Source organism: Cupriavidus sp. HPC(L), assembly GCF_000307735.3.
Lineage (GTDB): Bacteria > Pseudomonadota > Gammaproteobacteria > Burkholderiales > Burkholderiaceae > Cupriavidus.
On record NZ_AMPR02000430.1, the window covers coordinates 1 to 21,514 of the forward strand.

At 67.6% G+C, this 21,514-nt stretch carries 24 protein-coding genes and 1 pseudogene; 8 read left to right on the plus strand and 17 right to left on the minus strand.

The genetic code is table 11. From position 1 onward, the window contains the following. The 11 genes and pseudogenes from B551_RS20105 to B551_RS20155 form a co-directional block, all read right to left on the minus strand. Window positions 1–282: pseudogene (locus tag B551_RS20105) on the minus strand (hypothetical protein); the annotation flags it as partial. Next, complete coding sequence (locus B551_RS20110) at window positions 275–817, minus strand: outer membrane lipoprotein carrier protein LolA (protein WP_006576959.1); 543 nt, start codon at window positions 815–817, stop codon at window positions 275–277. The pseudogene B551_RS20105 and the gene B551_RS20110, both read right to left, overlap by 8 nt. Before the next feature lie 92 nt (window positions 818–909). Continuing rightward, window positions 910–1,347 carry a thioesterase family protein gene (locus tag B551_RS20115; RefSeq protein ID WP_006576958.1) on the minus strand — a complete coding sequence of 146 codons (438 nt, stop codon included), beginning with the start codon at window positions 1,345–1,347 and terminating at the stop codon, window positions 910–912. 11 nt (window positions 1,348–1,358) lie between these two features. Beyond that, on the minus strand, window positions 1,359–2,321 hold the full coding sequence (locus B551_RS20120; protein WP_006576957.1) for a lipid A biosynthesis acyltransferase: 963 nt from the start codon (window positions 2,319–2,321) through the stop codon (window positions 1,359–1,361). Beyond that, the gene (locus tag B551_RS20125) at window positions 2,318–3,067 is read right to left on the minus strand and encodes a glycosyltransferase family 2 protein (RefSeq protein WP_023264875.1); all 750 of its coding nucleotides are present in this window, start codon (window positions 3,065–3,067) and stop codon (window positions 2,318–2,320) included. The genes B551_RS20120 and B551_RS20125 overlap by 4 nt, the downstream gene beginning before the upstream one ends. Beyond that, window positions 3,060–4,796 (minus strand): AMP-binding protein, encoded by a 1,737-nt coding sequence (locus B551_RS20130; protein WP_253281384.1) that lies wholly within the window; start codon window positions 4,794–4,796, stop codon window positions 3,060–3,062. The genes B551_RS20125 and B551_RS20130 overlap by 8 nt, the downstream gene beginning before the upstream one ends. Beyond that, on the minus strand, window positions 4,786–5,361 hold the full coding sequence (locus B551_RS20135; RefSeq protein ID WP_006576954.1) for a hypothetical protein: 576 nt from the start codon (window positions 5,359–5,361) through the stop codon (window positions 4,786–4,788). Before B551_RS20135 ends, B551_RS20130 begins: the two co-directional genes overlap by 11 nt. Window positions 5,362–5,367: 6 nt before the next feature. Then, a complete protein-coding gene (locus tag B551_RS20140; protein WP_006576953.1) occupies window positions 5,368–5,634 on the minus strand; it encodes an acyl carrier protein in 267 nt (88 codons plus the stop codon). Window positions 5,635–5,707: 73 nt separating this feature from the next. Then, entirely contained in the window at window positions 5,708–5,977 is a 270-nt protein-coding gene (locus tag B551_RS20145) for a phosphopantetheine-binding protein (protein ID WP_006576952.1), read from the minus strand. Then, a complete protein-coding gene (locus B551_RS20150) occupies window positions 5,964–6,740 on the minus strand; it encodes a 1-acyl-sn-glycerol-3-phosphate acyltransferase (protein WP_023264876.1) in 777 nt (258 codons plus the stop codon). Before B551_RS20150 ends, B551_RS20145 begins: the two co-directional genes overlap by 14 nt. After that, window positions 6,733–7,497: a beta-ketoacyl synthase chain length factor gene (locus B551_RS20155; protein WP_023264877.1), complete on the minus strand. Its 765-nt coding sequence runs from the start codon at window positions 7,495–7,497 to the stop codon at window positions 6,733–6,735. Before B551_RS20155 ends, B551_RS20150 begins: the two co-directional genes overlap by 8 nt. A gap of 569 nt (window positions 7,498–8,066) precedes the next feature. Here B551_RS20155 and B551_RS20160 point away from each other — a divergent pair. Continuing rightward, window positions 8,067–9,866, plus strand: a complete 1,800-nt coding sequence (locus B551_RS20160; RefSeq protein WP_023264878.1) for a methyl-accepting chemotaxis protein — start codon at window positions 8,067–8,069, stop codon at window positions 9,864–9,866. A gap of 112 nt (window positions 9,867–9,978) precedes the next feature. Here the strand turns inward: B551_RS20160 and B551_RS20165 are convergent, their stop codons facing one another. From B551_RS20165 to B551_RS25250, 3 genes are all read right to left on the minus strand, one after another. Further along, on the minus strand, window positions 9,979–10,458 hold the full coding sequence (locus B551_RS20165) for a carboxymuconolactone decarboxylase family protein (protein ID WP_006576587.1): 480 nt from the start codon (window positions 10,456–10,458) through the stop codon (window positions 9,979–9,981). A 104-nt stretch (window positions 10,459–10,562) separates the two neighbouring features. After that, entirely contained in the window at window positions 10,563–11,519 is a 957-nt protein-coding gene (locus B551_RS20170) for an RNA polymerase sigma-70 factor (protein ID WP_083492684.1), read from the minus strand. Window positions 11,520–11,667: 148 nt separating this feature from the next. Further along, window positions 11,668–12,360 (minus strand): putative glycolipid-binding domain-containing protein, encoded by a 693-nt coding sequence (locus B551_RS25250; protein WP_006576589.1) that lies wholly within the window; start codon window positions 12,358–12,360, stop codon window positions 11,668–11,670. Between the two features lie 126 nt (window positions 12,361–12,486). On the opposite strand from B551_RS25250, the gene B551_RS26225 reads away from it, so the two are divergent. The 3 genes from B551_RS26225 to B551_RS20185 all read left to right on the plus strand — a co-directional run bounded on the left by B551_RS26225 (window position 12,487) and on the right by B551_RS20185 (window position 15,205). After that, window positions 12,487–12,702: a hypothetical protein gene (locus B551_RS26225; RefSeq protein ID WP_157072049.1), complete on the plus strand. Its 216-nt coding sequence runs from the start codon at window positions 12,487–12,489 to the stop codon at window positions 12,700–12,702. A gap of 443 nt (window positions 12,703–13,145) precedes the next feature. After that, entirely contained in the window at window positions 13,146–14,471 is a 1,326-nt protein-coding gene (gene oxlT, locus B551_RS20180) for an oxalate/formate MFS antiporter (protein WP_006576590.1), read from the plus strand. Between the two features lie 146 nt (window positions 14,472–14,617). Beyond that, a complete protein-coding gene (locus B551_RS20185; RefSeq protein WP_157072050.1) occupies window positions 14,618–15,205 on the plus strand; it encodes a LysE family translocator in 588 nt (195 codons plus the stop codon). 24 nt (window positions 15,206–15,229) lie between these two features. On the opposite strand, the gene B551_RS20190 is transcribed toward B551_RS20185, so the two are convergent. Together B551_RS20190 and B551_RS20195 are read right to left on the minus strand one after the other, a co-directional pair. Then, window positions 15,230–16,084 (minus strand): AraC family transcriptional regulator, encoded by an 855-nt coding sequence (locus tag B551_RS20190; RefSeq protein ID WP_023264881.1) that lies wholly within the window; start codon window positions 16,082–16,084, stop codon window positions 15,230–15,232. Between the two features lie 48 nt (window positions 16,085–16,132). Continuing rightward, on the minus strand, window positions 16,133–17,050 hold the full coding sequence (locus B551_RS20195; protein WP_006576592.1) for a LysR substrate-binding domain-containing protein: 918 nt from the start codon (window positions 17,048–17,050) through the stop codon (window positions 16,133–16,135). Window positions 17,051–17,217: 167 nt separating this feature from the next. On the opposite strand from B551_RS20195, the gene B551_RS20200 reads away from it, so the two are divergent. Both B551_RS20200 and B551_RS20205 read left to right on the plus strand, forming a co-directional pair. Next, a complete protein-coding gene (locus B551_RS20200; protein ID WP_006576593.1) occupies window positions 17,218–17,616 on the plus strand; it encodes a RidA family protein in 399 nt (132 codons plus the stop codon). Further along, window positions 17,613–18,752, plus strand: coding sequence for a tRNA-dihydrouridine synthase (locus tag B551_RS20205; RefSeq protein ID WP_006576594.1), 1,140 nt, complete (start codon window positions 17,613–17,615; stop codon window positions 18,750–18,752). The genes B551_RS20200 and B551_RS20205 overlap by 4 nt, the downstream gene beginning before the upstream one ends. 61 nt (window positions 18,753–18,813) lie before the next feature. Here B551_RS20205 and B551_RS20210 read toward each other — a convergent pair whose 3' ends face one another. Then, on the minus strand, window positions 18,814–19,179 hold the full coding sequence (locus B551_RS20210; RefSeq protein WP_043441772.1) for a TraR/DksA C4-type zinc finger protein: 366 nt from the start codon (window positions 19,177–19,179) through the stop codon (window positions 18,814–18,816). 233 nt (window positions 19,180–19,412) lie between these two features. Here B551_RS20210 and B551_RS20215 point away from each other — a divergent pair, with 233 nt between their 5' ends. Next, entirely contained in the window at window positions 19,413–20,876 is a 1,464-nt protein-coding gene (locus B551_RS20215) for an MFS transporter (RefSeq protein WP_006576596.1), read from the plus strand. Continuing rightward, on the plus strand, window positions 20,873–21,514 hold a 642-nt coding region (locus B551_RS20220; protein ID WP_023264884.1), incomplete at its 3' end, for an FGGY family carbohydrate kinase. The genes B551_RS20215 and B551_RS20220, both read left to right, overlap by 4 nt.

Below are 21,514 nucleotides of genomic sequence, written 5' to 3' on the forward strand. Positions count from 1 at the left end.
CTGAGCCGCCGCCCGGGCACGCGGCCAGTCCGGCGCGCCCACCAGCACCATCACCTCGCGCTCGGCGTTGTCAGCCAGTTGCCGCAACGCGCGGTCCGCGATCGCGGTGCGCTCGGTCACCGGCAGCAGCGCCAGCACATCGGTATCCAGCCGCGCCTCGCGCCAGAACTGCAGCTGGTGCACGACCAGGCCAATCGCCAGCAGCAGCCAGACGAGCGCCAGCGCCCGGGCCATGCGCGTCGGCCCGGGCGTGCTCCGCACGGCGATCGCAACGTCAGTCAACGTCGATCTCCCGGGCCGCGTCGGCACCGGCCGCCATCGGCGCAAACAGGCGCACCACGGTGCTGTCGCCGCTTGCCTCCTGCAGGCGCACCTCGCGGACGAAGCGGTCGCCTTCCAGGTCCACTCGCTTCAATACCCTGCGCATGTCGGCATCGGTGGGCGTCAGCGCAAGTCTCCAGCCCTGTTTGCCATGCACTTCGCCGGTCATGGCGAAGCGTTGCGCCAGCGCGGGCGCATCTGCACGCAGCACGGCAAGGATGGCTTCGAGCGCCGCACGCATGCCCGGTTGCGCATCGGCCTGCAATTGCTGCTGGACGCTGCCGTCGGCCCCGCGCATGGTCAGGCCCCGCGGCGTCAGCAACAGGCTGGACGCGATCGGCGCGCGCGTCTGCCAGAGCAAGCCGCGGCCGCGTGCCAGCACGAAGTCGCCGCGCGAGACCAGCGGCATGGCAAAGCCTGCAACCTTGCGGGTCTGCTCGAACCGGCCCCGGATCACCGGCGCATCGTCGAGCCGCACCGCGACCTGGTCCAGCATGCTGGCGGCATTTGCAGAAGCGCTGCCAAGTGCGATCGCCACAAGAAGGAAGCACCGCGTCATGCCCGACGCGACCCGCCAACACTGCGCCTTCACGACGCCACTCCCAACCGCTCGGCCAGCACTGGCGGGCAGACATAGCTCATTTCGCCGGTAGCCATCTCCACCGGCACCTGGATCGTGTAGCCACGCGTGAGCCGCTGGCCAGTCGCCGCGTCGCGGATCTCGTAGTCGATCTTGAGCCGGTGCTCCCACTCGGCGATGGTGGCCCGCACAATGGTCTGCTGCCCATAGACCAGCGGCCGAATGTACTTGATTCGCATGTCGACGACGGGCCAGGCGTAGCCGGAATCGCGCATCGCCGGATAGTCGTAATCGAAGCGGGCCAGCAACGCGCAACGGGCCAGTTCGAAATAGCGTGCGTAGTTGCCATGCCAGACTACGTCCATCGGATCGAGGTCGTGGAAGGCGGGGCTCAGTACCAGTTCATGGGCGAGCGGTGCGTGCGCTGAGGACGGCGGGATCGACATGGAGGCGTTGCTCAGTGGGCGTCGCCGTCGCCGGCGTCGCTCCAGAAATCGTAGAAATTGAACCATTCGTAGGGCGCGGCGCAGACCTGCATGGCCAGCCAGTCGGCATAGGCCTGCGCATGGTCCGTCAGCGCCTGCTGCCGCGCGCCGCGTGGCAGCACGATCGCATCGGCCAGTTTTGCGAAGCGCAGCAGATGGCCATCGCCGGCTCGCACGCAGCTCATCGCCAGCAGCGGGCAACGAAGCAGCGCCGCCAGCGCGTACGGCCCGATCGGCATTCGGGCCGGTGCGCCCAGGAAGGAGACCGTCACGCTGCGGCCGCCTTCCAGCGGCACGCGATCGCCCGCAATGGCAACGAACTCGCCGGCCTCGATCTTCTGCTGCAGCATCAGCGCTGTCGCCGGCGTAATCTCGGTGACCTGGATCAGCTGCACCACCGATTGCGGATCGAGCCGGGCCAGAATCCGGTTGAAGCGCTCGGCGTGCATCGTGTGCACCAGCACATTGACGCGCAGCCCTGCCTTGTGGGTGGACACCACCCGGCACAGTTCGAGGCAGCCCATGTGGGCGGTGACGATGACCGCGCCGCGTCCGCTGTCACGCTGCCGCGCCATCAGTTCTGCGCCCTCCCGGCGCACCGCGTTGAAATGGTACCGGCCGCCGATGGCGAGCATCTTGTCGAGCAGCGTCTCGGCGAACGACATCAGATGCCGCAGGCTGTGGCGCAGACCCGGCTCCGCGCCGCATGCGCCGCTGTACCGGTGCACGTGCCGCAGGAAGTCCAGCGAGGCCCGTCGCGCGGCGGGCCTGGCCAGCCAGTAATAGATCACGACGGGATACAGCAGCACACGGAACAGCGCCCGGCCGAATAGCCGATTGACCGCGTACAACGACCAGATGCCCCAGACGCAGGTGGACTCGGCGATATCGGCCCAATGCGGCGACCACCGGCTGCTCGATGCGGACGGGTTCATGCGGTCCCCCAGCCGACCTTGCGCGCGAGCAGCAGTGGCGCGCGCATCAGCATGCCGGCGAACAGCCGCGCGTGCATGCCGGAGATCAGCGCGTTGTCGCGCCAGATGCGGAAGTGGGACACGCCGTCGGCGGGATAGGTGACGCGCACCGGCACGTTGACGATGCGCACGCCGCGCCAGACCATGCGCACCAGCACCTCGATGTCGAACTCCATGCGGCGACCCAGCGGCACGCTCTCCACCAGCGGGACCAGCGAGGCCAGCGGATAGACCCGCAGTCCGCACATCGCGTCGCGCACTGCGAATGACAGCGTGTTGATCCACACCCAGATATGGGTCAAGTAGCGCCCCACCAGCCGCGCGCGCGGTACCGACTCGTCATAGACCGGACAACCGCAGATCAGCGCCTCGGGGCTCGCCTCGGCAAGCGCCAGGAAATCGGCGACGCGAGCACTGTCGTGCTGGCCATCGGCGTCGATCTGCAGCACATGGCTGTAGCCGCGCTGCCGCGCATGCCGCGCGCCCGCGATAATGGCCCCACCCTTGCCCTGGTTGGTGGGCAGCCGCAGCAGCTCGACACGGTCCGGATGGCTGGCGGCCAGCTCGCGCAATACCTGCGCGCACGCCGGCGCGCTGCCGTCGTCGACGAGCAGGCACGGCACCGGATGCGCGAGCACCGCGGCAAGAACTTGCCCGACCGCGTGCTCGTGGTTGTACACAGGGATCAACACGACCGGTCTAAACATCGCCGGCTCCCGGGACGGCACAGAATACGACGCGGCCGCTGGCATGCTGACCGGCATCCGACGCCAGCTTGAACGTCAGCGTGTTGCGCTCCGGCTGCCAGTCGAGATCGACGCGGACGACATCGCCGGGACGAATCACCTGCTGAAACTTGAGGGCGTCGAGCTGGCGGAACGCGCTGCGCGGTGGTACTTCGAGCGACTGCGCGGCGAGCGTCATCACCCAGTCCAGCTGCGCCACGCCTGGCACGATCGGCGCGTGCTCGAAGTGGCCATCAAACACCGCGAGGTCCGCGTCGATGCCAAGCCATGCCGCGGCACGCCCCGGTGCTTCGGCGGGCAGCCATTGCACCCGCGGCAGCACGCCACGCACCATCTCGCGCAGCATCGCCTCGGTCGTCTTGCCCTGCGCGTTGCAGGGCAGCGCGGCCGGGAAGCACCAGCGGCGCGGCAAAGCGATCGGCTCCAGCGCCTGTACCAGCAGCGCGCGCAATGCCGCGATCAGTGCCGGCCGGCCGGCGTCGGTGAGCAGCGCGGCACCTGCGGGGGCTGGCACCGCGACCACCGCGGTACGCAGACCGATGTCGAGCTCGACGGTCAGCGCGCGCACCTCCTCGACCAGCGGCGAGGCCACCAGCAATTGTTCGATGCGGGTCAGCGACACGCGTTTTTCCTCGATCTTCACGATGCGATCGGCGCGCCCGGCCAGCACGAAACTGCCGCCGTCTGCCGCTTCGACGCGATCGCTGCCGACCACCCAGCCCGGCTGCGCCAGATGGCCGGAGCGGACGGCGAGCAGGCCGCCTTCGATGCGCCATTCGACGCCGGGCAGCGGCGTCCAGGCGAGGTTTCCACCGCTGGCGGTGCGCCACGCGATTCCCCCGGTCTCCGAGCTGCCGTAGACCTCGATGGGCCAACGTCCGAGATGCGCATGCGCGTCCGCGGCGGCGTCCGCCGGCAACGGACCGCCCGACGAGAACACGGCCCGCAGCGCCCGCCGTGCGCTTGCCCAATCGAGCGAGGCCGGCATCCGGCGCAGATGCGCCGGGCTGCTGACCAGCACCGCGCCAGGCGATACGCTCGGCGCGGTGCGGACGATCTCTTCATGGAAGGCAAAGCGTACCGCCGGCATCCGGCGGAACGCGGCCAGGGGCCATAACACGCAGAACAGCAGGCCGTAGATGTGCTGATGCGACACCGTCGTCAGCACCTCCGTGCCGGCGGACAGCGCGGCGCCGAACGCCCCCTGCAACGCTCTCACCTCGCAGTCGAGTTGGTCCAGGCGTTTGGGCAGGCCGGTGGGGACGCCCGTCGATCCGGATGTGAACAGCGTCACCGTGGTCAACCGAGGACACAGCGGCGGCCAGGACAGGACCTCGGCCAACCGGTCCGCTTGCGACTGGACACCAGGATCGGGCAGCAGGCCATCGGCCAACTCGCCGGCGAAGCCGTCCACGAACGGACGCAGTGCGGCCAGTGTCTCGGGCCGCGTATCGCCTGGCAGCACGACGTGCTTGCCGGCGTGCCAGGCACCGAACAGCGCCGCAGCGAATTCGGGCGCGGCGTCGTGATAGAGCGCCCAGCGGACGCCCTGGCGCGCGCCGAACGCGTCGCGCCATGCGGCGACACGTTGCACGAAGGCCGCCGCACCGAGGCCGCTGGCGACGGTGGCGTCCGGCGTGCGCGCCAGTCGCGACACCAGTTCGTGGAGGCCAACACAATCACTCATCATGCTTCCTCGCCAGCACGCGTCGCCGCACGAGCCATTCGCCGGCGAACATCAGCGCGATCAGCACATAGGCGATGCCGCCGTTGTACAGCGCCCAGACCGCGTCGCTGGCCCACCAGGCGGTCGCGAGCGCCAGCGCGCCGTTGAAAACGAAGAACAGGCACCAGGCGATGGTCACGCGGCGCGTGTAGGCCACTCCGCTGGGCGGCAGCTCCGGCTCGCGCAGGCGCGCGATACGCTCGACCAGCGTGGGCGGATGCAACAGGCTCCATCCGAACACGGCCAGCATCACGCCATTGACCAGCGCTGGATACAGCTTGAGCGGCAGCGTCTCGCCGGACAGGAACACCGCGACCGCCAGCAACAACGCCGCGGCCGCCATTGCGATCCAGGCCGGCTTGCCGCGCAGCGTGCTGGCGCGCAGCAGCGCCACGCCCACCAGCGCGAACGCGGCCACGCGCGGCGACGCATGGCGCAGCCCAGCGTAGACGATCAGCGGATAGAGCAGCGTGGCCGCCCCCGCCAGCAGCATGCGGGGCGGCACGCGCCAGCCGGTGCCGGGTGCCATCGAGACTTACACCTCCGCCGGCGTAGGCGAGGCGTCGATCAGCAGCGCCAGCGCCGCCACCACGTCCTGCACGGTACGCACCGACTTGAACTGCTCGGGCTTGAGCGGCTTGTTCAGCATCGGCTTGAGCTTGACCAGCAGATCGACCGCGTCGATGCTGTCGATGTCCAGGTCCTCGTACAGGCGTGCGTCCGGACGGATGCGTTCGGCATCGATTTCGAACGTCTCTTCCAGGACCGCCGCGACGCGCGCGAAAATCTCTTCGTGAGTCATGATCTTTGGCTTGATGTCTTCGCAGGGGATGGGAATTGCAACAGGGGTTGCAACGGGGCTCGCGACAGCTACCTCAGGCAGGCTCCGGCGTGCGCTGGGCCGCTACGAATCGCGCCAACGCCGCGACGCTGCTGAAATGCTTGCGCATCTCCTCCTTGTCGCCGCTCATCGCGACACCGTAGCGCTTCTGCACGGCCAGCCCGAGTTCTAGCGAGTCGATCGAGTCAAGGCCAAGCCCCTCGACGAACAGCATCGCATCGCTGTCGATGTCCGCGGGGCGGATATCTTCCAGCGACAGCGAGGCAACGATCAGTTCCTTGATTTCTTGTTCAAGCGCCTTCACGGCGTACCTCCTGGATAAAAAACTCTGCCAACGCGCGCGTGACGTCGCGCACCGCCTGCATCGGTTCGGTATCGGGAGCGACCCAGTGTTCGACAGGCACGTCCTCGTGCACATGGAGCACGAAGCAGGGCCGCCGCACTGGCACCCGATACCACTTCTCCCCTTTGGTCAGAGTCGGCGGCGTGCAGCGGATCGTCACAGGCGTCAACGCAAACCCGCCCCGCACGGCGATATTGGCCGCGCCCCGCTGCAGACGCGGCAGGCCGCACGGGTCGGTACGGGTTCCTTCGGGGAAGATGACCAGATTGTTGCCTGCGCGCAGCGACGCAATACATGCATCGACCATGCCCGGACCAGCGTCGTTGCAGACATAACCGGTGGCGCGCACCGGACCACGCGTGAAGGGATTGCGCATCAGCGCTGCCTTGACCACGCAGTCGGCTCGCCGCACTTGCGAGATCAGCAGCACCACGTCGATCAACGACGGGTGATTTGCCACGATGAGCAGGCCGGAGCGTTGCAGACGCTCCGCATGTCGAACCTCGTAGCGAATCACGCCGACGCTCGCCATCAGCCAGACGAACAATCGGAACACATGGTGGATCAGGTTCTTGCAAGCACGCTGGCATACCGGCGACGGCCGCAGCAGCAGCGACAGCAGCGGAAACACCAGCACGCGCAGCGCCAGTCCACCCACCCCGAAGCACGCGAAACATATGCCGGTCGCACAAATGCGCCAGCCGCGATCGAGCCGCTCAACCATGATGCCGCCAGGTCCAGCTACGACCGCCGCCGCGATGGCACAGCACCGCGGATCGCGCCAGCATGAAGCGAAGTACCTCGAGCCCGTGCGGCAGCGGCACGCCGGTATTGCATGGCGATTCGACGCCGACAGCGTGATGGGGACCCAATGGTTCGTCCCCATCGCATGTCAACGACCAGCGCGGCGCATCGGCGCCTGGCGCAGCAATGCGCCAGGCCCAGGCATACAGTGCCTGCGGCTCATCGGCGAACATCGCGTAGGACGGCGGCAGCGGCGCGTCGTAACACACCACCAGCACTTCCTCGTGGCCATCGGCCAGCAGGGCGCAGGCTTCAACCAATGCCGTCTCGGCGGTCTCGCGGCCGGCGGCGATCGCCTGCAGCACGGCCGGACGCCGCTGGTCGATCGAATGGAGCGCGCCGATCGCGTTGTGAACCGACAGGCCGAAGCCGGTCGGCGACAGCGGCGCGCCGGCGGCCAGCTCCTCGAGCATCAGCGCAGAGCGGGAAACTTCGCCATGGCGCGAAGCGAAAACCGCGGGGATGTCCGCCGGTGCCTCGCACGCGTAGGCGGCATGGAGGGCCACACGGCCCAGTTCACCGAGCCGGCGCCGCAGCATCGGGGCCATGCCCGCCACCGCCGGCACCTCGCCATCCTGGGGAAGCCATGGCGCGCGGCTCCATGCCTCCCATTGCCGGGCGGTATGCAGTTGCGGCGCACACGCGGCCCAGCCGCGGATTGCGAATTCACATGCCATGCGAGGTGTTGGATATACCGACAGACGGCGCGCAGCGGCCCACGGGCGCGCGAAGGCGTCCGGGCCGACTTGCCGTATGCCGAAACTTGGTGCGGATGAGGAAGCCGATTGGCGCTGCTAGCGGTTATCGACGGCTTTGCGCAGACCTTGAGGCTTCCCGCGGCAGCGCGCCGGTCAATGTGCCCGCGCACGTTGGCATGCGCGGGCACGGCGACGGCGCTGACCGCCGGGCGACCGAACCCGTATCGATGTCGGTCGCGAATTGACGCTCCCCTTGTTGACCTTACCCGTGTTCTTTTGATTTTCGAAACCCGCGATTGTATTACCAAAGTACATCCGGTCACTCCCCCCGACAGGAGTAGTCACCACGCCGATGCCCCGCGAACCGCTGCCGGGGCGTACCGCGCGGCCTCGCAAACTGCCTCTCAAATCACATTTGTATTTCCCTGTCAAGCCGAGGGTGAATATCCGCCGCTGCGCGCCGTTAGCCGCGCAGGCGCCGCCGCGAGTGTCCCCGAGGGGCCGTTGGCTCCCCCTTGCACCGGCGCCATTTCCTGGAATTGCTTCGTATGTTCTCCTCCATCCGCTCGCGCATCGTGGCGCTGTGCGTGGCTATCGTCGTGGCCGCGCTCGCGGTCAATGCCGCCATCAACTATGTGGTCGCCGACTCCTACAACGACACGGCGATCGACGATTCGCTGACCGCGCTGCAGGCGGGCCATGTCGGCGCGATTGCCGACTGGGTCGACAGCCATGGCCGAATGATTGCGTCGCTGCGCGATGCGGTGCTGCAGGCCGACCCGTCCGCCGCGTTGAAGCAGGTCGCGGACGCCGGCGGCTTCACCAACGTCTATGTCGGCTATGACGACAAGCGGGCGATGTTCTCCAACCCGACCGGCATTCCGCCGGGCTACGATCCGACCGGCCGCCCGTGGTATCGCCAGGCCGCCGCCGCGGGCAAGCCGGTGGTGACGCCGCCCTATGTCGATGCCGGCAGCGGCAAGCTGGTGGTGGCCTTCGCCGCGCCCGTGATTGCCGACGGCGGCGTCAAGGCGGTGGTGTCGGGCGACGTGGCGATGGACCGCGTGATCGCCAACGTCAAGGCGATCCACCCGACGCCCTCGAGCTTCGGCATGCTGGTGACGCAGGCCGGCCTGATCGTGGCGCATCCCGATGACAAGCTGACGCTCAAACCCGTCGCCGATCTGGTGCCGGGCCTGGACGCCGCGCGACTGGCCGCGCTGCTGACGGCCGCCGCGCCGACCGAAGTGCAGGTCGGCGGCGCCGCCAAGCTGCTGCGCGCCCGCGCGATTCCGAACACTGACTGGATCGCGGTGATCGCGCTGGACAAGACCGATGCAACCGCCGGCATGCGTTCGGTGCTGATGGCCTCGGCGCTGACGCTGGTCGTCATCGCGCTGGCCGCGGCCGCGCTGGCCGGCATGGCGACGGCGGCCTCGTTCCGCCGCCTGTCGCAGGTGCGCGACGTGATGGATGCGATCGGCTCCGCCGATGGCGACCTGACGCGGCGCCTGCCGGCCGACGGCAAGGACGAGGTCGCGCAGATCGCCCGGGCCTTCAATACCTTCGTCGACAAGCTCTGCACCGTGATGCGCCAGATCCGCGATGCCAGCGAATCGGTGCGCCATGCGGCCGACGAGATCGCCGCTGGCAACCTGGATCTGTCGCAGCGCACCGAATCGGCGGCCGCGAGCCTGCAGCAGACCGCCGCGTCGATGGAGCAGATCACTGCCACCGTCGCGCAGTCGGCCACCTCGGCCAGGCAGGCGGACGATTCCGCGGTCGCTGCCTCGAAGATCGCCTCCGAAGGCGGCGTGGTGATCGGCGAGGTCATCGGCACGATGGACAAGATCGAGCACGCCTCGGCCAAGGTCTCCGACATCATCGGCGTGATCGAGGGCATCGCCTTCCAGACCAATATCCTGGCGCTGAACGCCGCCGTCGAAGCGGCCCGCGCGGGCGATCAGGGCCGCGGTTTCGCGGTGGTCGCCGGCGAGGTGCGCGGACTGGCCCAGCGCAGCGCGCAGGCGGCCAAGGAGATCAAGACGCTGATCGAGTCCACGGTCGGCGAGGTGGCTTCCGGCTCGGGCCAGGTGCGCAGGGCCGGCGAGACCATGACGGCGATCGTCGGCAATGTGTCGCAGGTCAGCACGGTGATTTCGGAGATCTCCAGCGCCGCGGTCGAACAGACGCGCGGCATTCAGGAGGTCAACCAGGCGGTCGGCCAGCTCGACGAGATGGTGCAGCAGAACGCCGCGCTGGTCGAACAATCGTCGGCGGCCGCGTCAGCGCTGCAGGCGCAGGCGAACAAGCTGGCGGGCGCGGTGGGGCTGTTCCGGCTGGCGTGAGGATGTTCGGGTCGTTCCCGCGAACGCGGCAACCCAGCGTCTTTTGAAGCCGCTGGGTCCCTGCCTGCGCGGGGAACCACGGAGCGGTTTTTCCAGTGTGGCCGGTGGGCCGTTATTCGAGCCCGGCCTTGTCCAGTCCGAACATCTTGTCCGCCGAACCCGGCACCGTGCGGAACGCGACGTTGGCGCGGTTCCAGCCGTTGATGCCCATCACCGCGAAGGTCAGGTCGGACAGCTCCTTCTCCGACAGCTGCTCGCGCACCCGCGTGTAGATGTCGTCCGGCACGCCGTGCGGCGGCAACTGCGTCAGCGTCTCGGTCCATTCCAGCACGGCACGCTCGCGCGGCGAGAACAGCGCCGACTCGCGCCAGATCGCGACATGGTAGAGGCGCAGTTCGCGCTCGCCGTGCAGCTTGGCTTCCTTGACGTGCATGTCGAGGCAGAACGCGCAGCCATTGAGCTGCGACGCGCGGATCGACACCAGGTCGAGCAGCGATCGTTCGATGGCGCCGCCATCGATCGCCTGGCTGAAGTTCAGATAGGCCTTGAACAGTTCGGGCGATTGCTGGATGTAGTTCAGGCGTTGGGTCATGGCTTTCTCCTGGTCCAAATGGGTGCGCACCGGGGGGAGCGCGGCGGTTATCACGGCGGCGGCCAGCGGCCACGCGCCCCTGAAATGAACGAACATGCAGGCGCTCAGCAGGCGCCGCGCGCGAGCGCGATGCGCAGCAGCTTGTCGGGATTGCGCTGGGCGTGGATGCGGACGATGCGCTCGCCGTCGGTCTCGTAGCACTGCGCCGATTCCAGCTGGCCGTCGACAAAGCGCAGCAACGCCCAGTCGCCATTGAGCAGTGCCAGTTCGACGCTGACCGCAGCGCCGGGGCGCTGCGCGCTGACCGCGAACACCTTGGCGATGCGCCAGCCGCCGACCAGCGGCTTGGGGAAGCTCGGCACCTTGCCGCCGCCATCGCCGATCAGCTCCGCGTCCTCGGCCAGCATCGACTGCAATGCCGCCATGTCGCCGCGCTCCATCGCCTGGGCAAACCCTTGCAGCAGACGCAGATGCGTCTCGCGCGGGACGGCGAAGCGCGGCCGCTCGTCGCGCAGCTGCACCTTGGCGCGGCTGACCAGCTGGCGGCAGGCGGCCTCGCTCTTGCCGATCGTGCGGGCCACGTCCGCGTAGTCGGCGTCGAAGACTTCGCGCAGCAGGAAGGCCGCGCGCGCCTCCGGGGTCAGACGTTCCAGCAGCATCAGGAAGGCCACCGACAGGTCGTCGGCCCGCTCGGTCAGCTGCTCGGGGGTCGCGGGCGATTCCGACAGCTCGGGTTCCGGCAGCCAGATGCCGGCGTAGTGCTCGCGCTGGACCTTGGCCATGCGCAGCCGGTCGATCGATAGCCGCGTCGTGACGGTGACCAGCCACGCCTCGGCGTTGTCGATGCCGCCGCGGTCGGCCTCATGCCAACGCAGCCAGGCGTCCTGCACCACGTCCTCCGCTTCCGCCACCGTGCCCAGCATCCGATAGGCGATGCCGTGCAGGCGCGGCCGCATCCGGGCGAAGGTCAGCGTGGCGGGATCGGCGGGCGCGGCGGTGGCGGCGGTGGCGGCATAAGCGGCCGGGTCCGGCCGATCGCGGGTATCGGATGGGCGGGTCATCGCATTCCAGATCGTCAAGGGTCAATGCCATGGCGCAACCGTCGCGCGACCATGGCGCCGCTGCGGTGCCGGCGTGGCACTGTAGCAGCCAGTCACACACAAGACGTCTGGCGAGGCCCGTTTGTGACAGCGCCGTGCTGCCGAAGGGTCAGGGTCCGCTCGCGGCCAGCGCCCGTGCCGCCGGCATCCGGTCCCAATACGGGGGATAGCCGATGACGAGGCCCCCGGCATCGACCGTCAACTCGGCGGTGAACGACGAATCCTGGCCGTGGTAGCCGCCCAGGCCGCTGCCGGCCTGCTGACGCTCCCCTGCGGGCCCGAGCGTCTCATAACGGAAGCGGCGGCAACCGTCCGTGTCCGTGGCCAGCAAGGTGTAGCGCTGCCGGACCGGCTCGACCCGCAGTTCGGGCAGGCGGACATAGGCCATCGTGAAGACCTGGGCGACGCCCGGCTCCCAGCTGGCGTGGCACACCGGCAGCGTGTTGGTGATCGGGGTGGCCATGATGTCGATATAGCCGGCCTCGGTAAGGTCGTCGCGCGGACCTTGCTCATCGGTCCACTGCCTGCCGTCCCACGCCAGCTCCAGGGCCCGCGTATCGCCCTGGTACACGGTGCGGGCCTCGAGCCGGACAAAGCGCCAGTCCGCCTCGCACTCGAGCCGATAGGCCAGTTCCAGCGGGCCGTCGTCCCACTGGGCCTGGACCCGCCCTTCGACCCGTACGCGATCCGCGGTGCGGGTCACGGCGGCCACATCGAGGCCGGTGCGGGTCAGCCAGGACCACGCGACCAGCTGGACGTCGGCGGATTGCGGAGTGCCGCCCGGGGATGCCGATGGATTCATGTTCGCCCTCCTTTGTGCAGACAGGCTTGGGCAGGCGCGGTCTTCTGTCATGGGCCGCGTGCCCTCGCCATCGAGAGCGTCAATCTACCGCGATACCGGCAAGCCGGCGATGCGCAATCGGCATTGGTGGCGATTATTCATGGTGCCGGCGCGCCTCCGCCGATAATGACATGCAATATCGCCAGGAAAATGGCGAGCGAAAAAACAAATCAAATCAATAATCTTCCCGGCAGCGCTCCCGGCGGCATCCAATATTGCGCCGCATCACCATGGAAACCGCGTCGCCAAATATTTTCAACAGCCAATCATTTTATTTTCCATAATCATTCGCCATTCATCTGAAGCGGCGCAGCATAGTGATTTCCGGAATGAATCCCTGCTGGTGAAAACCCTGCCATCCCTTTCACTTGACTTAATTGATATATCACATACCTTGTAACCCATCGCCACACCCAATGCGAGCGGGGCGATGTCCGTGATGGCAACCGGCACCCCAACAGAGGGACACCAACGGCAGGAGGAATGCATGGAAAACGATTCGACCGGGTCGTCCATCGCCGCCAGATCAGTTTAAGCAAGCCCGCTTCGCCCCATCCTTCAGTTCCGATCGCGCCTGCCGCCGCCGGCAGCGCAATAGCGCAGGGTTTTTTGTTTCAGGAGCGGATGTGTAACGGACATAGAAGCCAACGATACAGGAGACATTGAAATGCTAGCGACGATATCCCAGCCGAGGTGCGGCACCGCACATTCGGACAGGCAGGATCAAACGATTGAAGGAGTGCGCCATGAATAATTCGTCGACGGCGGCATTCCGCCCCAATCCACAGGTCTCCGAAAAGACGCGCTGGACACAGCTGATCGTTGGCGTCATCTGCATGGTCGCCACCGCCAACATCCAATACGCCTGGACGCTGTTCGTCCCGGAAATCCAGGAAACCTTCGGCTGGTCGCGCGCCAATATCCAGATCGCCTTCACGGTGTTCGTGCTGGTGCAGACCTGGCTGGCGCCGATCGAGGGCTATTTCATCGACAAGTTCGGGCCGCGGATGATGGTCGCCTTCGGCGCCTTGCTGATGGGTAGTTCGTGGGTCATCAACTCGCAGGCCACCACGCTGATGGGCTTCTACGTCGGCGCCGCGGTCGGCGGGCTTGGCGTGGGTTCGATCTACGCGACGTGCATCAACAACGCGATCAAGTGGTTCCCCGACCGCCGCGGTCTCGCGGTCGGCCTGACCGCGGGCGGTTACGGCGCCGGCTCGGCCGCCACGATCCTGCCGATCGCGGCGATGATCGAGTCCTCGGGCTTCCAGCACACCTTCCTGTTCTTCGGGGTGCTGCAAGGCACGCTGGCGTTCGCGGCCGCCTGGTTCCTGCGCTCGCCGAAGGCAACCGAGGTCAAGGCATCGAACAAGCTGGCGCAGGCCACGCGCGACTACACGTTGAAGGAAGCGCTTTGCACCAGGCTGTTCTGGCTGATGCTGGTGATGTTCGTGCTGGTGGTCACCGGCGGCATGATGGCCGTGGCACAGCTGGGCGTCATCGCCAAGGACCTCGGCGTCAAGGACTTCCAGGTCGACCTGCACTTCTTCGTGATGGCCGCCCTGCCGCTGGCACTGATGCTCGACCGCGTGATGAACGGAATCTCGCGTCCGCTGTTCGGCTGGATCTCCGACCATATCGGCCGCGAGAAAACCATGGTGATCGCCTTCTCGCTGGAGGGGATGGGCATCATCGCGCTGGGGTACTTCGGCCACAACCCGTATGCCTTCCTGATCCTGTCCGGCGTCGTGTTCCTGGCCTGGGGCGAGGTCTACTCGCTGTTCTCCGCGCTGGCCGGGGATGCCTTCGGCACCAAGCACATCGGCAAGATCTACGGCGTGCTCTATACCGCCAAGGGCATCGGCGCGCTGTTCGTGCCGATCGGCAACCTGATCATGGAGGCAACCGGTACCTGGTCTACCGTGCTGTACACGGTGGCCACCATGGATCTGATCGCGGCCTTCCTGGCGCTGATGGTGCTGCGGCCGGTGCTGGCGGGGCATGTGGCGACATCCAGACGGCTGTTCTCGAAGGAGGAGGCGGCGGCAGCCGGCACGCAGGTACCCGCCTGATCGATCTCCACCCCGGCACACGCCGGAACTGATGCGGGCTTCTTCGGAAGCCCGTTTTTTTGCCGAAGCAGTTTTGTTCAATACAGCGACCCACGGCCGCTTCTAGCATGCGCCATCGTCCAATCCGGAGCGCAACGATGGCCTCTCTGCCCCTGCTGCTGTCCATGGCCGCCTTTGCCCTGGTCTCCTCGATCACGCCCGGGCCGGTCAATATCGTGGCGCTCAGCGCCGGGGCGCAGCACGGCCTGCGCGCGAGCCTGCGTCATGTCACCGGCGCGACCGTCGGTTTTTCCGTGCTGCTGCTGTTGGTCGGCCTGGGCATGCATCGACTGCTGACGCAGTGGCCCGCGTTGACGACGGCGATCCGCTGGGGCGGCATCGCCTTCCTGCTGTTCATGGCGTGGAAGCTGGCTACCGACGAGGGAGCAATCGAGGCGAGCGGCGGCGGCAAAGGGCCGTCGTTCCTGTATGGCGCGGCGATGCAATGGTTCAATCCCAAGGCCTGGCTGGCGTCGGTGGCCGGCATCGGCGTCTACGCGGCCGATGGCGCCGGCGTACAGGTGTGGCGCTTCGCGGCGATCTATTTCGTGGTCTGCTATCTGTCGATCGCCTGCTGGGCCTATGCCGGGGCGTTCCTGCGCGGTTATCTGCGCGATGCGCGCCGCGTGCGCCTCTTCAATCGCGCGATGGCGCTGCTGCTGGTCGCCAGCGCCCTGTTTCTGGTCGAGCGTTGAAGCCCCGTCGGCCGCGAGCCGGTCTCAGCGCATGCGCTGATATTGCGCCGGCGTGGCGGCGACCATTCGCTTGAACACCCGTTGCAGGTGGGCCTGATCGGCGAATCCCGCTTCCAGCGCGACATCCGAAATCGCGCGGCCCCGCTTGAGCTGGCTGCGGCTGTACTGCACGCGCCGATTGACCAGATAGGCGTGCGGCGTCAGCCCATAGTGCTGCTTGAAGGCGCGGATCAGATGCGATTCGGACAACTGCGCGGCGGCGCAGATATCGCCAAGCCGCAGCGGCCGCGCGAAATTGGCGTCGATATATTCGGCGGCGCGCCGCAGCCGATATGCCGGCCAGTGGCGATGCGCTCCGTTCTCGCCGGTATCGGAAGACCGCGGCCTCGGCGCTGGCAGAAGACGCCGATGCACCTCCGAAAAAAACGCAATGGCAGCCTCCTCCTTGCGCATCGGCTCGATGCCCTCGTCCGTCAGCAAGGCATGGAAGCGGCCCAACGCGCGATGCAGCGCGGCATCGTCGCTGACCCGCGTCGAAAACGCCTGGAAGTCGCTGTTGCGGTCGAAGCCCAGATCGTGCTGCAGCGCGCCCAGCCAGCCAGCGTCGACATGCAGCATCCGATACGACCACGGCGCATCGTCGAGCGGATTGCAGGCGTGCACCTCTTCGGGATTCATCAGCACGACGGCCCCGGCACCGACACCGGCGCGCATGCGGCCACTGACGTAGACGCTGCGGCCGCCGGTCACCGCACCGATCGAGAAGGTCTCGTGCGAATGCGCGCCGTAGCGGATGCGGCGGCCGTCCTCGATCCAACGCGCCTCGATAAACGACAGGGAAGGATCGCGCCAGAACACCGGCGTCGCTGTACTCGTCATCGTCGGTTGCCCGTTTGTCAGGAGTGCTCAGATTGCATGCGCGCCATTCTAGCCGGGCGTCAAGGCCGTTTCCGGCGGTACGGCGCCAAACTCGGCGTGAACCCAGTCGCGCACCAGCCGAGTGGCTGGCCGTTCTGCCGCGCGCGGGCTGTAGACCAGGTCGTAGCGGAAGCTCTGCAGCGACAATTCGAACGGCTGCACCAGCACGCCGGAGGCCAGTTCTTCGGCGACCAGCGTCAGGCTCAGCAAGCCGACGCCCTGCCCCGCGATGGTGGCCTGGATCGCGTGGATCTCGTCGGTGAAGGACAGCCCCGACGACCCGTCGACCCCGTCGGCGCCCGCGCGTTCGAGCCAGTGCGGCCAGACCGCGGCGCGCGGGTCCTGCCGCACGCCGGCGCCCCATTCGAAATGGATCAGTTCGGCGTCGCGCAGATCGGCCAGCGACGACAGCTTCAGGTGCGGGCTGCAGACCGGCGCAAAGCGGTCCTGGAACAGCGGCTCGACCGTCAGCCCCGGATAGTGGCCGCCGCCATAGCGGATCGCCACGTCGGCATCGCTGTCGAGGTCCACGACGGCGTTCGACGCATCGAGCCGCAGCGTCCAGTCCGGATGCGCGGCGCGAAACGACCCTGCGCGCGGCGCGAGCCGCTTGGCGACGAAGGCCACCGTCGACGACAGCGTGGCGATATTGGCCGCGCGCTGCCGCTGTACCGCCGCTACGGCACGCTCGAAGCCATCGAGCCCGTCGCGGATCGCCGGAAACAGCAGCCGTCCGCTCGCGGTCAGGTCGACCTTGCGCGTTTCGCGCTCGAACAGCCTGACCCCGAGCCATTGCTCCAGCAGACGGATCTGGTGGCTGATCGCCGTCGCGGTCACGTTCAATTCGTCGGCCGCCCGCTTGAAGCTCATGCGCCTGGCGGCCGCCTCGAAGGCGCGCAGCGCGCTCAGTGGAGGCAGGCGCCGCATGATGTCGTCACGGATGAGCCAAACTCATCCATATCTTGAGATTTGACCATTTGTCGGCTCTGCATGGGATCACGATACTGGGACCATTCTCCGCGGGGCAACGCGATAGTGTTTGCGATGGCCGCCTGACGGATGAAATTCCCTCAACTTTACCCTGGAGTCTCCCCATGCTGCTCGAACAAGTTCGCACCAACCCCGATCCGTACGCGCCGTTCCTGCTGTCGCAAGGCATCCGCGTCGGCAACCTGGTCTTTATCTCGGGGCAGGCCGCCATCGGCGACGACGGCAACATCGTCGGCCGCGGCGACTTCGACAAGCAGGCCGAGCAGGCCTTCCGCAACCTGCAACGCGCGCTCGAAGCCGCGGGCTCGAGCCTGGACCGCGTGGCCAAGGTCACGATCTTCCTGAAGTCGATGGACAACTTCGGCAAGATCGTCGCGCTGCGCCGCAAATGGTTTTCGGCGCCCTATCCGGCCGACACCATCGTCGAGATCTCCAGCCTGTATTCGCCCGAGGCGCTGATCGAGATCGAGGCCATCGCCGTGGCCGAAGGAGAGCCTGCATGAACGCCCAGGCACGACCGACGCTGTTCGATCGGCTCGATATCAACGGCATCGCCCTGCCCAACCGCCTCGTCGTCGCGCCGATGACGCGCATCAGCGCGACGCCCGAGGGCGTGCCCACGCCGGCGATGGTCGACTACTACGCGGGCTTCGCGCGCGGCGGCTTCGGGCTGATCGTCACCGAAGGCACCTACACCGACCGCGCCTATGCGCAGGGCTATGCCGGGCAGCCCGGCCTGACCGACATCGAACAGGCACGCGCCTGGCGCGCGGTCACCGACGCCGTGCACGATGCCGGCGGCCGCATCTTCGTGCAGCTGATGCACGCGGGGGCGCTGTCGCAGGCCAATCGCTTCCGCGACGAGACGGTGGGTCCGTCCGCCATTACGCCAAAGGGCGAGCAGATGGGCGTCTATCGCGGCAACGGGCCCTATCGCACGCCGCGCGCGATCGAGCCGCACGAGATCGACGCGGCGATTGACGGCTTCGCCGAGGCGGCCCGGCTGGCGAGGGACATCGCCGGCTTCGACGGTATCGAGATCCACGGCGCCAACGGCTATCTGCTCGACCAGTTCCTGACCGACTACACCAATCGGCGCAACGATGCCTGGGGCGGCGCCATCGGCCAGCGCATCCGGCTCGCCGGGCAGACCGCGCGCGCCGTCCGTGCCGCGGTCGGCGACGCCTTTCCTGTCGGCGTGCGCATTTCGCAAGGCAAGGTCAATGACTTCACGCACAAGTGGGCCGAGGGAGCCGAGGGCGCGGCGATCGTGTTCGGCACGCTGGCCGCGACGGGCATCGACTTCCTGCACGTGACGGAGTTCGAGGCCTGGCAGCCTGCCTTCCCCGGCGACACGCGCACGCTGGTCCAGCATGCGCGGCTTGCCGCGCCGCATCTGACCGTGATCGCCAACGGCAGCCTGCACGATCCGGCGCGAGCGCAAGACGCGCTGGCCGATGGCGCCGACCTGGTCGCGCTGGGCCGCGGCGCGCTGGCCAATCCCGATTGGCCGATGCGCGTGGCGAAAGGCGTCGCACCGCGTGCCTTCGATCCCGCGCTGCTGTCGCCGTTCGGCGAGATCAAGCCCGCGGAACTGCAGGCGCGACAGGCCCTACCAGCGATGGCAGTGATGGCCTGAGCGGTGGCAGCCGTCCACTTGCGCTCCCGCTCGCGTGCACGGGCAGGCGCGAGCCGGCGGCCTACGTGGCGAACGTGCGCTCGCGCCGTTCCTGGCACGGCGCACAGCGAGTTGCCGTCGGATTGGCGAGCAGGCGCTCGTACGGAATCTCCTGCTCGCAGTCCTGGCAGACGCCGTATTCGCCGGCATCCATGCGCTCGCGCGCCTGCGCGATGTCGTCCAGTTCGCCGCGGTAGTGCTGTTGCAACGCGGCGCGGTCGAGCTCCTCGTTGACGCCCTCGGCGGTGTCGACGAGGTCCTGCGGCTCCCTGGCCGGGTTGCTGGATGGACGGTCGCGCCCCTGCTGATAGAGCGGCTGCAGTTCCCGCTCGCGCGCGTCCAGCCGTCCGCGCAGCGCGGCCAGTTGTTCCGGGTTCAGATGCGACATGTCGCCCTCCATCTACGTGTCGTCTCGGCCGTCGCCGAGCCGTGCATACGTGATCGACATCCCGGCTTTCCCGCCGTTCCCGAAATGGCGCCGGCAGGGTTTTCCCGCTTGACTGATCAAGTCCGACGGCCTACATTGGCCGAGCAGATTCAGATAAGAGACCATCTGTAGGATGGTCTCTTAGCGCGTGCAGTTTGCTGCGGCCTCTTACAGAACAATGAAAGGAGACCGCCGTGCAAGCGCCTGCCATCCGCCTTCGTGGCATCGACGATGTCATCGCCTATATCGATTCCTGTCCAGGTATACGGGGCAGAGCCGGCCTGATCTGGTGGCTCGCACTCGGTGGACTGTTTCTCGACGCCTTTTCCAATTCCGCATTGAGCGCCGGCCTGGGGCCGATGACGCGCGATCTCGCGCTCGCCCCGGCACAGGTCGCGCTGTTGACCTCGTTCGCCTCGTGGGTAGCGATCGCGTTCAATCCGATCGGCGGCTGGATGGCCGACCGCTGGGGCCGCGTGCGCCCGCTGGTGCTGGCCAAGGTGCTGGCCGTGGTCGGCGCCGTGCTGGTCGTATTCGCGCCGACCTTTGAAGTGATCCTGGTCGGCCGCTTCTTTGTCGGCGCCGCCTACGGCATCGACTTCGCCATCGCGATGGCCGTGCTGGCCGAGTTCACGCCGGTCAAGCTCAAGAGCCGGCTCAATACCTGGCAAGGCATGTGGTACACGGCCGTCTGCACCAATCTGCTGCTGGCGCTGCTGTTCCACTCGTGGCAGGTCGGCGACGCGATCTGGCGCTACTCGGTGGCGGCCACCGCGATCTTCGGCGTGGCGATCCTGGTGCTGCAGCTGTTGTTCCTGGTCGAGAGCCCGACCTGGCTCGCCCGCAAGGAACGGCTCGACGCCGCCGCGCAGGCCATGACGCGCATCTATGGCCGGCCCTTCACCGCTGCGCCGCCGGCCGAACGCATTCCGGTGTTGAACCAGGCCCGCCGCGGCCTGGCCAATGTGCTGCTGATCTTCCGCGGCATCTATCTGCCGCGCACGATCCTGGCTGCGACCGTGCAGATCGGCCAGTCGATCCAGTATTTCGCGATCGGCTGGTACCTGCCGCTGATCAGCGCCGCGCTGTTCGGCAAGGACTTCGTCTACGCGACCATCGGCGCGCTCGTCTTCAACGTCTGCGGCATCGTCGGCGGCTTCCTGTCGCCGACGATCGGCCGCAAGCTGGGCCTGCGCCGCGCCTCCGCGTTCGGCTTTGCCGCGGTGTTCGCCATGCTGCTGGTGCTGGGCCTGTTCAACGGCAAGATGCCGCTGTGGGTCGCGGTGGTGGTGCCGTCGCTGTTCATCCTGTTCCATTCCGGCGGCCCGGGCGCCAACGGCAAGAGCCTGTCGTCGCTGTCCTTCCGCAGCGAGCTGCGCGCCGGCGCCAACGGCGTGATCGGCGCGCTCGGCGCGATCGGCGCCGCGCTGGGGCTGCTGGTCTTCCCGCTGTTCCGCGCCGAGTACGGGCTGGAGAAGACCTTCCTGATCCTGTCGGTGGTGCCGCTGATCGCCAGCGTGATTTGCTTTGCGATCCGTTGGGATCCGACCCGCACGGCCGTCCATCCTGACAACGAGGCCGATGCCCCGCAGTTCCGCGGCGACGCGGATGCGGCCTCGCCCTTCCTGAATCCCGCCATCGAGAAGTCCCGGCCATGACCCGCACCACCGACGTCATTCTCGCCATCGACGAAGGCACCTCCGGCACCCGTGCCGCGCTGGTCGGCGCGGACGGCCATGTCTCGTGCCTCGAATACACGACGCTGAACGTCGATTCGCCGCGCCCCGGCGTGGTCGAGCAGGATGCAAACGTGCTGCTCGACAAGACGCTGGCGGTGTGCCGCGCGACGCTGGCTCACGCCGATCGTCAAGGACTGCGCGTGGTGGCGCTCGCCATCGCGACGCAGCGCGCCACCGCGGTGCTGTGGGATACCGCCACGGGCCGCGCGCTGGTGCCCGCGATGGTGTGGCAGGACACGCGCTACGCCGCCGAACTGGATCGCCTTGCCGCCGACTGGGATGCGAAACTGCGGCCCACCGTCGGCCGCCCGGCCGGCGTGCGCTCGCCCTATCTGTGGGCCGCGCGGCATCTGCGCGAGACGCCGGCGATCGCGGATGCGTGGCGCGCGCGGCGGCTCGCCTTCGGCACGATCGACAGCTGGCTGCTTTGGCATCTGTCGAGCGAGCGCGCCGTCGTGACGACGCCGACCAACGCCACCTCGTGCAGCGCCTATGTGCTTGCCGAGCACCGCTATCGGCTCGACTGGCTCGATGCGCTGGGCTTTCCCGCCGAGCTG

Coding starts and splice junctions, on each gene's coding strand:
- B551_RS20110 (WP_006576959.1), bottom strand. CDS start 817: ATGCTGGACCAGGTCGCGGTGCGGCTCGACGATGCGCCGGTGATCCGG.
- B551_RS20115 (WP_006576958.1), bottom strand. CDS start 1,347: ATGTCGATCCCGCCGTCCTCAGCGCACGCACCGCTCGCCCATGAACTG.
- B551_RS20120 (WP_006576957.1), bottom strand. CDS start 2,321: ATGAACCCGTCCGCATCGAGCAGCCGGTGGTCGCCGCATTGGGCCGAT.
- B551_RS20125 (WP_023264875.1), bottom strand. CDS start 3,067: ATGTTTAGACCGGTCGTGTTGATCCCTGTGTACAACCACGAGCACGCG.
- B551_RS20130 (WP_253281384.1), bottom strand. CDS start 4,796: ATGATGAGTGATTGTGTTGGCCTCCACGAACTGGTGTCGCGACTGGCG.
- B551_RS20135 (WP_006576954.1), bottom strand. CDS start 5,361: ATGGCACCCGGCACCGGCTGGCGCGTGCCGCCCCGCATGCTGCTGGCG.
- B551_RS20140 (WP_006576953.1), bottom strand. CDS start 5,634: ATGACTCACGAAGAGATTTTCGCGCGCGTCGCGGCGGTCCTGGAAGAG.
- B551_RS20150 (WP_023264876.1), bottom strand. CDS start 6,740: ATGGTTGAGCGGCTCGATCGCGGCTGGCGCATTTGTGCGACCGGCATA.
- B551_RS20155 (WP_023264877.1), bottom strand. CDS start 7,497: ATGGCATGTGAATTCGCAATCCGCGGCTGGGCCGCGTGTGCGCCGCAA.
- B551_RS20160 (WP_023264878.1), top strand. CDS start 8,067: ATGTTCTCCTCCATCCGCTCGCGCATCGTGGCGCTGTGCGTGGCTATC.
- B551_RS20165 (WP_006576587.1), bottom strand. CDS start 10,458: ATGACCCAACGCCTGAACTACATCCAGCAATCGCCCGAACTGTTCAAG.
- B551_RS20170 (WP_083492684.1), bottom strand. CDS start 11,519: ATGACCCGCCCATCCGATACCCGCGATCGGCCGGACCCGGCCGCTTAT.
- B551_RS25250 (WP_006576589.1), bottom strand. CDS start 12,360: ATGAATCCATCGGCATCCCCGGGCGGCACTCCGCAATCCGCCGACGTC.
- oxlT (WP_006576590.1), top strand. CDS start 13,146: ATGAATAATTCGTCGACGGCGGCATTCCGCCCCAATCCACAGGTCTCC.
- B551_RS20190 (WP_023264881.1), bottom strand. CDS start 16,084: ATGACGAGTACAGCGACGCCGGTGTTCTGGCGCGATCCTTCCCTGTCG.
- B551_RS20195 (WP_006576592.1), bottom strand. CDS start 17,050: ATGCGGCGCCTGCCTCCACTGAGCGCGCTGCGCGCCTTCGAGGCGGCC.
- B551_RS20200 (WP_006576593.1), top strand. CDS start 17,218: ATGCTGCTCGAACAAGTTCGCACCAACCCCGATCCGTACGCGCCGTTC.
- B551_RS20205 (WP_006576594.1), top strand. CDS start 17,613: ATGAACGCCCAGGCACGACCGACGCTGTTCGATCGGCTCGATATCAAC.
- B551_RS20210 (WP_043441772.1), bottom strand. CDS start 19,179: ATGTCGCATCTGAACCCGGAACAACTGGCCGCGCTGCGCGGACGGCTG.